Raw genomic sequence first — 12785 nt, 5'->3', positions numbered from 1 at the left:
AAAAAGGGAGACGATAATGATGACTGATACAAAAAACAAAGGGAGCATTGCAGCGATTAAGACAGGATATTTTGTATTTTTTGGAGCAGCCATTGGGGCAGTTTTAGGGCTTGTTGCGTACGTGGAGGGTTGGTTATAATTCTTAAATAGCTAACGCACGCATTCTGCTAATTTTGAATGCGTGCGTTGTTATTTTCGTTAATTCAATGCAGACCACTCTTCACGTAATAGACCAAATAAAACAATGTCATGAAATTTGCCGAAGCGAAAAATTTCATTACGTAAAATGCCTTCTTTTGTAAAGCCACATTTTTCGTAGGAACGAATGGCTGGTCCATTAAAGCTGAATACTTGGAGTTTAATTTTGTTTATCGCGATATAATCAAAGATAAATGTGATGAGGGTCCGCATAGCATCTGTCCCCAATCCTCTCCCTCGCCACTCTTCTCCCACTGAAATTCCCACAGAGCAAGTGCTGTTTTTCCAGTTAATCGAATAGACGCTGCAGGAGCCAATAAGTTGTTGAGAAGTTTTTTCAAAAATACCAAAGATAAATTCTTCTTTTTTGCCACTAATGGTTTGAAAAAATGAAGAATGGTCTTCGAATGTATGTGGAAACGGTATATCATCATTGGCGAGTAATAATGATTGCTTCTCGCTCTCAATTTTTACAAATGCATCTAAATCAATAGAAGTCATTTGTTTTAAAGTAATCAATTGACCATGAAGAAATTCTTTAAAATATCGTTCCATTTAATTTTTATTCTCCCTCGTTCAAGAGCTGCAGTATGTATTACATCCCTTGGATTATTTGTTTTACAAATAAAACGTCTACTGCACTTTTCACAATCATATTCGCAACCCCTTAAAATAGAATATCCAAATAATAGCATATATAGATTTTTTTAAAAATAAAAATTTAATTGAAGCGGAAGATTTTTAAAAAATGGAACTATTTTCTTTTTGCTGCGTATTACACATAAGAAGATGTATTTCCAAATCGATAGTTTGAATGTTAGGACAACGAAAAAGGGGGATTATGATGACATGTGATAGGAATCATAAAGATTTTTAGCATTCGAATAATCAAAGAACTGTAACAGGTTTTACCTTTAAAGGATTTATGATTCTTACAATTTTAGTGATATTTGTAAGTGTAATTCAACACTTCATATAATTAAGAAGCAGATTGTATTTTAATAGAGATTGTTGTTAGTAACTGACTAATCACATTGGAGGAATGATTTTGAAAATTGTATAGATTCGACACTTATAATTTAGAAGCTGACCAAACAGAAAGAAGGGTATAAAGAATGCGACAGTTCGATCGATATTTTAGTGAATTAATGGAATACTTACCTGAAGATGAACGGCTTCAATTACAACTCACTACAGGGGCAACTGAAAACCAAATCCAAGCCTTACTGGCAGTATTTCCGCAATGTCCACACGCACTTATAAATCTATTAAAAGATGTCAATGGAACGTATTATTGCAAGCACGGTGAGCATACGATTTGTGTGCTAGTCCTGGGTTCCGATTTATATGAGTATCCATATTATTTAAAGTCAATTGAGCAAATCACGGATGATTACCATGTGGATAATCAGGACAGCATTTTAGATCGATATGGAGAGTTTTTGGAGCAGATTGCAATTGATGAACGTATCAATGTCCATGTGCCACTAAGAGAGCGCTTATGTTTTTCAGATTGTATGAATAATGGTGGTACGTCGAGCTTATACATTGATTTTACACCAAATGAACGAGGGGAAATTGGCCAAATAATTCGCTATGTACATGACCCGGATAGTTATGAAGTCATTGCACCTTCTTTTGATGTGTATTTACAGCAACTGGTGGACGGTGAATATGAATTTACCGCCATTTATGAGGAAGAGTAGGCGTATATTTTTTTAGTGCTATTATGAACAATCGTTTATATGCATTGCGGCAACAAATGGATAATTTTCACTCAAATCATCATTAGAAAGTAGGGGTATAGTGCAACTGAAATTTTATGAAGAAACCGATAAGCAATTGATTGAGCAGTACACGATAACAGAACAACAGCTTCGTTATACGAAATCCCCTCAGGCTAGCATCGAATTAGCAAAAAGCGAAGCAAGTCGCCATCCGATTTTAGCGATGAAAGAAGGAAGGTTCGTTACCTTTTTCGTGCTCCATGAAAAGGAAGGCGTAATCCCTTATTCAGCGAATGAACAAGCTATTTTAATCCGTTCATTTTCGACAGACTTTCATGAACAAGGGAAGGGCTATGCGAAAAAGGCATTACAATTAATACCATCTTTTGTTCAAAGGTATTTTCCTGCTATCAATGAGCTTGTATTAAGCGTAGACATGCCGAATAGAGCAGCACAGGAATTGTATAAGAAATGCGGTTTCGTGGATGAAGGTGTGCGTGTAACAGGATTCGATGATGAGCTTATCGTGATGAGTTATGACCTTGAGAGGAATAAATTAGACTAAGAAAAATTAGCATTCGATTGTTTTTGCTAAAGCATTTAGTTGGTCAGTAAAAAATCAATAGCGAAATAATATGATTACGATTGGAAGAGATGGACAATGGACTATTTGATGTACGCTTGTATAGAGGATTTACATGAACTAATCACCATCGATCAACAGGTGATTGGTAGTTCTACGAGACTCGATTTAATAGAAAAAGCGATTGTAGAAGAACGATGCATCATTCGTAAAACGCAAAATGGTATCGCTGGATTTCTAATTTTCACGACTGATTTTTTTGAATGTAGTTTTATTTCTTTGGTTATTGTGAAACCCACAGAGCGGCGAAAAGGTATAGCGACGTCCTTATTAGCACATTTCGTTGAGTTAGCATCGACCCCAAAAATATTTTCTTCGACTAATCAATCGAACACCAATATGCAAAAAGTTTTTGATACAGCAGGGTTTATAAGGAGTGGATTTATAGAGAATTTAGATGAGGGTGATCCAGAAATTATCTATTTTAAATTAAGATAGTAAGCGGTCTTTTAGCGTTGAATAGTAAACCTAAAGGTGAACCACAAGCCTCACAGGTGCTAAAAGCATCTGTGGGACCTGCTTGGCTCGCTACTCAGTGGCTTATCGTAAATTATAAAGCACCAACAAAAATTAGGTCATTCTTTTTCTTGCTTTAACTAATAAAAAGGATGGACGCCGCTGTTCTTTTTCTAGGGAAGGTAGTTTTTCAATGGCTTCCTTGTCGGGAATCGGCTCGACAACTTTTTCAATGGCAAGGCCGTGCGAAAGAAGTGTGTTGATAATGGATGACAGGGTACGGTGATATTTTATGACACCATCAACATACCAAGTTTGCTTACGCAAGCCTTCATCTTGATAATCATCAATGGCATAATGACACCTGTTGCCATCTTGATAGTAAATCCAATTTTCCATTTCCTGCCGTGCTGTAGCGATCGGATGCTCTACCGAGAAAATTATTATACCGTTTGGACGTAGCATCGTCGTGATTTTGCCAATCGTCGTATGGAAATCTTCCATATAATGCAACACTAGAGAGCTCGTAATACAATCAAAGTTGCTTGGATTTGCCTCAAAATCCTCAAACGATTTTTGATAAAAATCAATCTTTGGATGGGCATGCTCGCTCTGCGCTATCGAAAGCATATTTGTGGATACATCAATAGCCGTTACATGTTGTGCTCCGTTTTCAATACAATATTTCGCAAATTCACCCATACCGCAACCGATGTCAAGCATCTTTAAATTGAAAAGATCAGGTAATAATGATTTTAATGCTGGTTGTTCAAGCAAGTTATTAAAGTTGTACTTTGATTTTCTTAGTTGCCGATAATGTGTGAAAAAATTAGGGTCATCATAAATATTTTGCTTCATGTGAAACCTCCAGTTGTTTTACATAACGTTATGTAACATTTGCGCATATTCATTCTCCCATAACTAAATAAAAAGAAATAGACTTATAATTCAATTTTTGGTAGGATGTAGATAGAGGCATGTCAACTTTAAACTTTTTATGATTACCATCTTTTCCTTTTGGGGATAGGTGGTTTAATTTTAGCTACGAAATGAATTTCGACCATGTCAAGGGCGGGGGAGAACCAACCTTTTGAAAAAGCATATCGTACTGTTTACAACAATTTATATCTATATCATTACAATAATAAGCCATCTTTTTTTGTATCAGTGTGAAAATGGACGAAGTTTAGTAGGATTGACAATGTTGATTCCACTTTTTTCAGTTTTTCTACTTCAAAAAATCATGATGAAGCAACCAATCATACATACATTTTCAGTCATAAAACCCTCCTGGAAGTGGTTGCTTGTCAGCATATTTCTACCAATTTTTATGGGCTTCAGTTATCATACATACATCCGTATAACTTATTCCGAATCTTTTCTTTTTACTGATTTTACAGAATTTCTACTATTACTTTTTATGGGTCTTACCATAAGCTCTTTTTCAGCATTATTAGAAGAAGTGGTTTGGCGTGGTAATTTTCATTACTATTTCCGTAAAAAGTACGGTATGTGGACGACCGCTTACATAACAGCCGTTATTTGGTCAATATGGCATTTACCGATTGCTCTATTATACAAACCTTATGCAACACCAGAAATCACTTCAATCATCTATTTATTGTTGCTTTTTATTTTATCAATACTTCTAACGATGATAAGAGAATATGGAAAATCAATTGTTCCGGTAGCAATCATGTAGGGAATGATAAATGTCTTTTATTTAAGTGAAGGGCAATTGTCAGTGGCCATTGATGGTCAAGAAATGTTAAAAGCTATCGGCATGCTGTTGGCTCTAATAGTCTGCACTTTATTGATACGCCATAAATTTGTAACAATTTTCAAGAAAATAAATGCATTTGTCGTAAAAAATGGCACTTAATTTGCGAGGATACGTTCATTTATAAGAGAAGTGAATTTACAACTTCTCCTAAAAAAGGACGTTGGGGGAAATTGATTTGAGTACAGAAGAGATTTTAAGTTTAAGTAGTAATTCATTGTTTATCGCATTTATCTTGCTATTAATTGCTATTTTACCGCTAGGGCTTGCTGTGAAATCTAAAGGAAAAATGTTTAAGCGCCTAGGACTACTGCTTACATATTCAGCATTTATATTACAATTGAGTTACTTCGTTTTAAGATGGATTGCTGTTGAGCATGCACCCGTAAGTAATATGTATGAGTTTATGACGTTTTTTGGCATTATGTTAACAGGGAGCTTCCTGATTATACATTATTTGTATAAGCAAATTGTTGTTGGCTTGTTTGCGATACCCGTTTCATTAATCATTATTGGCTATGGTAGTGTGTTTGCAAAAGAGGTTGCACCACTTGTTCCTTCGCTACAAAGTAATTGGTTAACAATTCATGTTATAACTGTAGCAATGTCGAGTGCGATTTTATCGATCTCGTTTGCGACAGGCATTATTTACTTATTGAGAACTTTAGATTTTTCTAAGAAGTCAATTAGTACTTTTGCGTTAGAGTTTGTTATGTATTGTTTAATTGTTGTCATCGGTTTTATTGGCGTTTCTACGGTTTTTAACGTAACGACCGATGAAGTAAAGGTCCAATTTGAAAATGCGCAGGGGAGGGAAGAAAAGACAGTTTATACAATGATGCCGCTTATTGTTAATAAAGGTGCTGTGACAGATGGCGGGGAATCGATTGGCTTTTTGAAGATAACAAATGCTGTTGATGCGAAAAAGCTGAATTCAATCGTTTGGGCATTTATTGTAGGCACTGTTTTATATAGTTTAATTCGACTCATAATGAGAAAACCAATTACTGTATTATTAAAGCCTTTAACAAACCGAGTACAGCCGGCACTGATGGATGAAATTTCTTATAGAGCGGTTGTCATCGGTTTTCCCTTGTTTGCGCTTGGCGGATTATTATTCGCAATGATTTGGGCGCAAATTGCGTGGAGTCGATATTGGGGGTGGGACCCGAAAGAGGTCTGGGCGCTTATCACATTTTTATATTACGCAGCCTTTTTGCATTTTAGACTTTCTAAAGGCTGGGAAGGGGAGAAGACGGCATGGTTGTCCATCGTTGGCTTTGGCATCATCGTCTTTAACCAAGTATTTGTCAATTTAGTTATTGCTGGCTTGCATTCCTATGCGTAACTAGTTGCAGGAGGAATGGGGTATGAACTATTTTTTTAAGCTAAATGCAGTAAGCGCTCTCTATGGATTTTTGTTTTTTACGTTACTAGAATTACAATTGAATTATTATCGTATTGTGCGTTTAACGGGCTGGGAAAGCAAAACTATAGATACTTTATTGTTGGTCGTACACCTAATTGCTTTCGTTACTGCCAGCTTGCTACTGTATAAATTGACCTGTAAATGGCTGGGGTGTAGGCGTGCAAATTATTGGACAATGCTTTTTTGGTTACCTTACGCAGTATTATTTCTTATCCTATTCGCCATTGCTTTTCCGATTACAAATCAGGGCGACATGCCAGCACCTGTACAAGGTTTAATACTATTAGCGCAACTTATTAGCTACCCCTTCTGTATTGGTTTTTTGAATTTACTGTACCATGTACAAAATAGTGATATAGTACAGATATAATAACAATAAAAGAGACATCCACATGTGGATGTCTCTTGGATTTTGAACTGTTAATTCTATATTGAGAATTAAAGTTTCACAACGTTTGTAGCTTGAGGGCCACGGTTGCCTTCTTCAACGCCGAATTCAACTTTTTGACCTTCTTCTAGTGTTTTGAAACCTTCAGATTGGATAGCAGAGAAGTGTACGAATACATCGTTTCCACCTTCTACTTCGATGAAGCCAAAACCTTTTTCTGCGTTAAACCATTTTACTGTACCTTGTGTCATTAGAAAAACCTCCAAAAATTAAATTCAACAATCATATTCCTTCACTCAGTATAAAAAAACACATAGCTAGAAGATCGCATGAACACGACACTTTTGAATGCGTGATTTCATTGTTTACGATGAAGCAATTTAATTATTGTCTTTATTATATAACAGATTTATACATTTATCCAGCATATTCCGTTTTTTAGTATGAAAAAATTACATGGGTATGTTTACAAGTAAAATAAATAAAAAAGTGAGGATTGTGCCTTTTTTAATAAACTAATCCTAAGTTAAAAATGATTAATCAGTAAAAATTTGCTTAAAAAAATTTATTTCGATATAAATCATTTTTTTCTTTGTCCCTCACAACAATTTCATAAGTCTCATCATTAAAGCCGAGTAGTATCACTTACGAAGGTGAAAAATCTCATTATAAATTGTTAATTAGTCTATCCATGCCTTTTCTTTGGCGACAATTACTGCTTCGGCACGTGATTCTACATGGAGTCTAACAAAAAGTTTGGATAAATAATTTTCAACCGTACGTTGTGTGACGCCAAGTGCTGAGGCAATTGCTTTATTGGTGCATCCTTGTGCTACAAGTTGTAAGATCTCTTGTTCTTTGTCACTTAGTAAAACCTCTTGCTGCTTATTTTGATGATGTGAGCGACGTTGCACGAAGTCTAAAAAGTCGATTGACAGTAAAATTTCTCCGCGAAGTGCTGCTTGTATGGTTTGAATAACTTGTTCTTTTGTAGCAAGCTTCGATAATAGCCCATCTACTTTTTTTTCGACCAGTAGCTCGTAATAATCAGACAGTTCATAGCCTGTATAGAGCAAAATAATCGCTTCTGGTTGCTTTTTCTTAATCATCTCTGAAAGTTGGATGCCATTCAGTGGCTTCATATTAATATCAATTAAAAAGAGTTGGAATGTTTGCATGTCCATTCTTGAATGTACGGCAGCACTGTCTTGCTCTGTTTCGATTTGTACATTTACTAGGTCTTGTAATAATGTTTTTGTGCCATCTAAAACGACAGGATGATCATCTACAATCAGTATTTTAATCATTTATAGGTTCGCCTTCCTCTTGTACTTTGATATATATATGCATGCCTTCATTTTGTTTGGAGGTTATGGTCATGTCACCGTTAAAGGCGCGAACACGTTCACGAATACCATTAATGCCCATGGAAGCAGAAGATTGCATTAAATCCTCGATATTACAGCCAATACCGTTATCATCATATTGCAACACAAAGCCACGATCTATTGCAAGAAGTTTCAAAGTAACTTCTGTAGCTTCAGCGTGTTTAATAGCATTATTGAAAAGCTCCTGAACAAGACGATATACGACTAAATGTAACGATAAATCTTGAAAATGAACAGGTTCTATTTGTGTATTCAGTAAAAAATTCGCCCGGATATTTACTTTTTGTACAAGTTTTTTCAAAGCAATCTGTAAACCAAAGGTATCAAGTAGGGGGGGGCTTAAATTTTCACAATACTCTCGTAAATCTTTGGTGGCATCAAGAAGTTGCTCTCGAATAGCTCGTACCTTATCCTCTTTAATGGTTGGTGCGCCCGCGAGTACATCAAGCTCTCTGGCCAAATGGAGCTGCTCTTGTAAAATCGTGTCATGTAATTCCTGCGCTAATATGCTCTTTTCTTTCTCGATAATATTCCATAATAACTTATCAAGCCAAGGTAGCGGTGTATCATGGGTAACTTTCATATGCTGTATTTCAAGCACTAAATCCTCTATGAGTTTTAAACTTTCGATAAACATAGAGACGTAGAGGGCAAGTAATTCTAACCATAGAAGCTCTTCTTTTTGTAATGTATGGCTAATCAATAACACGATTTTCTCATCTGTATTATCATATAAAAGTAGCTGTGTCATTTGATTTTTTGAGATAATTTCACCACGTGATAAAGGAACATCTTCTGAAATGGTTTCAATTGTAAATGCTGTTGTGCCAAGTTTTTCTGTAATTTCATACGTGAAGCGGGCCAGTAATTCCTGCTGATTTTTTGTCTTGCCCATTCTATTGACCGCTGCATATAAATTATGTATATAATCTCCATTGGAAGAAAATATAACTTTTCGATGCTTAAAATCAAGTTGCTCTTTTACATAGAAGCTCGCAATATTTACTAAAAAAACAAGGGTAAAAATAGCTGTGAGCAAGATGATAGAAAGCTGTTTTCCCACTAAAAATATGGCTATACCAATTGTTATGACAGAGGCACTGAAAAACGCAAGTGCACAGTAATAGCGCAATCGAGATAATTGGTATTCAATATCAAATAAACGCTCATTCACTTGAATGAAAATAAATGAAAAAGGGATAAACAATAAAAATAATGCGCTGTATTCGGCTGCTATAATCGGTGTAAAGCGCAAAATTTCTGGCACAACAAATAACAGTAAAAATGGTAGGAAAGGCACGATTAATGCGATGGCTATCAAGCGTATTTTTGCTGATTTTGTTCGTAAATAGGTAATTATTAATAGATAAGTGGCATAAAGAACAAGGATACCAAACGAACCGAGTATCAGAATGGTAGTGATGTGACTGAAACGAGAATTATCTATTTCCATAAGTAAAAAGCATGAGATGATTAAAGGTAGTAGATAAAGCCATTTCGTATGAAAAGATGGCCACTTTATGTGTAAAAAGTAGAAATAATGTTGTAAAAAATGGATGAAAAGTACTAAGCATAATACTAAACAGAGACCAATAACCATCATGCCAACTAAATCTCCTCTGCCTGAGGCTCCAGCACTTGTATAGGCTAAAGAACACGTTAATAAAAATAGTGTAAGTAGGTTAGTGATTCGATTTTCTTTCGTACGTTTCCATAAGTAGATAGCCACGACAAAGGAAAGCACAAAATATAACAGAGGGAAAACAATTTGTATGAAAAGCTCTTCTGGTATATCTTTATGCTTGACTGTAATAGCTCTAACGACGCCATCAGGCTTTAAAATGGTGAGTTCCTTCGCGCTTCTAAAAACATGTGGTTTTCCCATCGTTATTTTTTCTTCAGCAGGCTGGCGGTCGATGGTAAGTAAGATGTCGCCTTTTTCGATGTTTTGTTGTCGTCCCCAATCTGTATAATAAGTTTTTACAATGACTGGTTGCCCATTAGCTGTATTTACAGTAATCCCGATGTAAGGGGTCTGGATAGCAACGCCAAGCACATATATACCCAGAAGTAAGTATGTGATAAAAACGCTGTATGTTATTTTGCTCATATACATCTCTCTTTAATGTTTAATAAAATCATGTGAATGTCTCTTTTCTTTAAAATGTATGCTCTATATTATGCGTAACTTTTGGTGATTTTGGAAGACCGAAAAGGAGACTTTCGGAAAACCACTAATAGTTTTTCGGAAAAACGAAATAGTCTTTTCGGTTAAGTCTATGCTAGTGTGAACTTATTAAGCGTGACGGGAAGGGGGGCATTGTGTGAAAAAATGCCAAATGTCATTTATCCTGTTTTTCCTAGTTGCTATAATCGTGTATCCTATGACGACAACAGCCGAAACATTGCAGACAGATGCTGTAGAGGTGGATATTTGTATTATTGGTGGTGACAATCATTTTGTTTATACGATTCCAAAGCATCTACATAATGATACTACTTATTTTGAAATGAAGGATTACATAGAAAATTCCTTATCCAGCCATTGGAAGGTAGAGAAAGCCCATTATGAAACAAATCAATCGAATGTGGCCTATACATTTTTCATTGAGGATTTATTTCAGAAGAAGCAAAATGGTCAACTAAAGATAGCCATACCCTACAGTATCTTAGTGGGAATGTTTGGTGAAGATGAAGGCATACAATTACGAATTATGGCAAGTAAATTAACAAATTGGAAGGTCAATGCAAAGGAATGGGCAACGCTCGGATTTGCGCAGCCATTTACATTTTTAAGTGAACGAGAGTATGTCTTTGAGGGAGCTGTCAATGAACTATTACAACAACGTGTGGGTCATTTTGATGGATCTATCGTTAAGGGACAAATGATTCTCTATAGTGTCATCTATTTTAGTTTCATTTTAGTGCAAGTGGCTACTTGTCTGTTTTTAGCAAAGCGCTTAAAAAATCGAATCCTCCAACATCCAGAGGATATGCATCATTTTAGAAAGTTTAATTATATGTATCAGATAATTCCGCTAATGATCATAACTGCTCAAATTATATTTCTTGTGATGTCTGGACTACTAACAGCATTTGGGCTCTATTTTAACCCAGGTATTGACTTGTTATTTATTGTTGGACCCGTTTTACTTAATATTATTGTCTTACCGATGTTCTTTGTGACAACAGAATATGAAATTTCCAAGGAACTGCGCAATAATTCGTTGGACCTGGATATGTAATTTTAACGGATAGTGACAAAACTATTCGTGTGAAAATATGTAGTTTCGAGCACTGATTTTCCCCAATTAACCAGTTATAAGATGCGCATTGTTTTTCCCTTTTGGCGTTCAATTGTCGTTTTTTGATGGTATAATGGTCAACAGCAAACTTGAAGGAGCTGTTGACAGTAATGACGCATCCAGAAACTGCGTATTTAGATTTATTACAACATATATTAGAGAACGGTGTAAAAAAGGAAGATCGTACGGGAACCGGTACATACAGTGTATTTGGCTATCAAATGCGCTTTGATTTAAGTAAGGGTTTTCCACTATTAACGACAAAGCGTGTGCCGTTTAAACTTGTAGCAAGTGAGCTTCTTTGGTTCATTAAAGGGGATACTAATATCCGCTATCTATTGCAAAATAACAATCATATTTGGGATGAATGGGCCTTTAAAAAATGGGTGCAATCAGATGAATATTCGGGTCCTGATATGACAGATTTCGGTCGTCGTTGCTTAGTAGATGATGCTTTTAACGCTAGTTACCAAGCAGAGTTAGCATTGTTTTGTGAACGTGTACTAACGGATGACGAATTTTCTAGCAAATATGGGGAGCTTGGCAATGTTTATGGCAAGCAGTGGCGTCATTGGACAACGTCAACTGGTGAAAAACTAGACCAACTGCAGGATGTTATTCATCAGATTAAGCATAATCCAGATTCGCGTCGTATTATTGTGAATGCTTGGAACCCTGAGGATGTCATTAATGCTGGAGCGAAGGGCAGTAAAGCTGCGCTACCTCCTTGTCATGTCATGTTCCAATTTTATGTTGCAAATGGAAAACTGAGCTGTCAGTTAATGCAACGAAGCCTTGATACATTACTAGGATGTCCGTTTAATATTGCTTCCTACGCATTACTTACGCATTTAATTGCGCATGAATGTGGGCTTGAAGTTGGCGAATTTATTCATAGTATTGGCGATGCACATATTTATGCAAATCATGTGGAGCAAGTGAAAGAACAGCTTTCACGCGAGCCTAAGGACCTACCAACCTTAAAAATAAATCCAAATATAACGTCAATTTTTGAAATAGAACTTGAAGATCTTTCTATCGAAGGCTATGACCCACATCCAGCGATTAAAGCACCAATTGCCGTATAATTTAAAGCAGCAGCTGCTTTGTAAAATTAAGGACAAGTGAATGTACCTTTTTATAGGCGGAGTATATATTTGTCTTAGATGTCACACAATTAAATAAAAATTAAGTACATCACTTATAGTGGTGTACTTTTTTATTTATTTAGCTATCCTTCCTCTGATTTTCCTCAGTCTTTTCATCCAATATACGTTTAAGTTCGTTAATATCTTCTGAAGACAGCTTTTCTTCTTTTAAGAAATTCACAAGAAGAGGTTTAAATGCAGCACCATAGAAACGTTTAAATTGAATTCAGATTTGCTTTAGTACCTGCACGTAAAATTCAGATTGATGTCAACTGTGAAGTGAAGCCGAGACAAATTAAAAGAGTCATCATCGAAGGAGACTT

At 35.8% G+C, this 12785-nt stretch carries 14 protein-coding genes and 1 pseudogene; 9 read left to right on the top strand and 6 right to left on the bottom strand.

Features of this window, described 5'->3' with window-relative positions; all coding sequences use genetic code 11:
* Window positions 1–16 precede the first annotated feature (16 nt).
* Window positions 17–139, top strand: coding sequence for a hypothetical protein (locus tag ACQKII_RS19665; protein ID WP_427462168.1), 123 nt, complete (start codon window positions 17–19; stop codon window positions 137–139).
* Window positions 140–198: 59 nt separating this feature from the next.
* On the opposite strand, the gene ACQKII_RS19660 is transcribed toward ACQKII_RS19665, so the two are convergent.
* Window positions 199–753: a GNAT family N-acetyltransferase gene (locus ACQKII_RS19660; protein ID WP_427462166.1), complete on the bottom strand. Its 555-nt coding sequence runs from the start codon at window positions 751–753 to the stop codon at window positions 199–201.
* A 560-nt stretch (window positions 754–1313) separates the two neighbouring features.
* On the opposite strand from ACQKII_RS19660, the gene ACQKII_RS19655 reads away from it, so the two are divergent.
* From ACQKII_RS19655 to ACQKII_RS19645, 3 genes are all read left to right on the top strand, one after another.
* Window positions 1314–1904, top strand: a complete 591-nt coding sequence (locus ACQKII_RS19655) for an SMI1/KNR4 family protein (RefSeq protein WP_427462164.1) — start codon at window positions 1314–1316, stop codon at window positions 1902–1904.
* A 100-nt stretch (window positions 1905–2004) separates the two neighbouring features.
* A complete protein-coding gene (locus ACQKII_RS19650) occupies window positions 2005–2490 on the top strand; it encodes a GNAT family N-acetyltransferase (RefSeq protein WP_427462162.1) in 486 nt (161 codons plus the stop codon).
* A 96-nt stretch (window positions 2491–2586) separates the two neighbouring features.
* Window positions 2587–3006: a GNAT family N-acetyltransferase gene (locus tag ACQKII_RS19645; RefSeq protein ID WP_427462160.1), complete on the top strand. Its 420-nt coding sequence runs from the start codon at window positions 2587–2589 to the stop codon at window positions 3004–3006.
* A gap of 132 nt (window positions 3007–3138) precedes the next feature.
* On the opposite strand, the gene ACQKII_RS19640 is transcribed toward ACQKII_RS19645, so the two are convergent.
* Complete coding sequence (locus ACQKII_RS19640; RefSeq protein WP_427462158.1) at window positions 3139–3882, bottom strand: class I SAM-dependent methyltransferase; 744 nt, start codon at window positions 3880–3882, stop codon at window positions 3139–3141.
* Window positions 3883–4114: 232 nt separating this feature from the next.
* Here ACQKII_RS19640 and ACQKII_RS19635 point away from each other — a divergent pair, with 232 nt between their 5' ends.
* From ACQKII_RS19635 to ACQKII_RS19625, 3 genes are all read left to right on the top strand, one after another.
* Entirely contained in the window at window positions 4115–4726 is a 612-nt protein-coding gene (locus tag ACQKII_RS19635; protein WP_427462156.1) for a CPBP family glutamic-type intramembrane protease, read from the top strand.
* 271 nt (window positions 4727–4997) lie between these two features.
* Window positions 4998–6152 carry a c-type cytochrome biogenesis protein CcsB gene (gene ccsB, locus ACQKII_RS19630; protein ID WP_427462191.1) on the top strand — a complete coding sequence of 385 codons (1155 nt, stop codon included), beginning with the start codon at window positions 4998–5000 and terminating at the stop codon, window positions 6150–6152.
* A 22-nt stretch (window positions 6153–6174) separates the two neighbouring features.
* Window positions 6175–6603: a hypothetical protein gene (locus tag ACQKII_RS19625; protein WP_427462154.1), complete on the top strand. Its 429-nt coding sequence runs from the start codon at window positions 6175–6177 to the stop codon at window positions 6601–6603.
* A gap of 68 nt (window positions 6604–6671) precedes the next feature.
* On the opposite strand, the gene ACQKII_RS19620 is transcribed toward ACQKII_RS19625, so the two are convergent.
* The 3 genes from ACQKII_RS19620 to ACQKII_RS19610 all read right to left on the bottom strand — a co-directional run bounded on the left by ACQKII_RS19620 (window position 6672) and on the right by ACQKII_RS19610 (window position 10119).
* Window positions 6672–6872 (bottom strand): cold-shock protein, encoded by a 201-nt coding sequence (locus ACQKII_RS19620; protein WP_010859201.1) that lies wholly within the window; start codon window positions 6870–6872, stop codon window positions 6672–6674.
* Between the two features lie 429 nt (window positions 6873–7301).
* On the bottom strand, window positions 7302–7928 hold the full coding sequence (locus ACQKII_RS19615; protein WP_427462152.1) for a response regulator transcription factor: 627 nt from the start codon (window positions 7926–7928) through the stop codon (window positions 7302–7304).
* A complete protein-coding gene (locus ACQKII_RS19610; RefSeq protein ID WP_427462151.1) occupies window positions 7921–10119 on the bottom strand; it encodes an ATP-binding protein in 2199 nt (732 codons plus the stop codon). Before ACQKII_RS19610 ends, ACQKII_RS19615 begins: the two co-directional genes overlap by 8 nt.
* A 214-nt stretch (window positions 10120–10333) precedes the next feature.
* Between ACQKII_RS19610 and ACQKII_RS19605 the strand changes: the two genes are divergently transcribed.
* Window positions 10334–11254: a hypothetical protein gene (locus tag ACQKII_RS19605; RefSeq protein ID WP_427462149.1), complete on the top strand. Its 921-nt coding sequence runs from the start codon at window positions 10334–10336 to the stop codon at window positions 11252–11254.
* Between the two features lie 170 nt (window positions 11255–11424).
* Window positions 11425–12402, top strand: coding sequence for a thymidylate synthase (locus ACQKII_RS19600; RefSeq protein ID WP_427462147.1), 978 nt, complete (start codon window positions 11425–11427; stop codon window positions 12400–12402).
* A 139-nt stretch (window positions 12403–12541) separates the two neighbouring features.
* On the opposite strand, the pseudogene ACQKII_RS19595 reads toward ACQKII_RS19600, so the two are convergent.
* Window positions 12542–12679 (bottom strand): annotated as a pseudogene (locus ACQKII_RS19595) (BlaI/MecI/CopY family transcriptional regulator); the annotation flags it as partial.
* Window positions 12680–12785 lie beyond the last annotated feature (106 nt).

The organism is Lysinibacillus sp. NPDC048646, from assembly GCF_050272295.1.
Classification (GTDB): Bacteria; Bacillota; Bacilli; order Bacillales_A; family Planococcaceae; genus Lysinibacillus.
The sequence above is the reverse complement of the archived record's forward strand: the minus strand, read 5'-3'. Positions and strand labels throughout refer to the sequence as shown.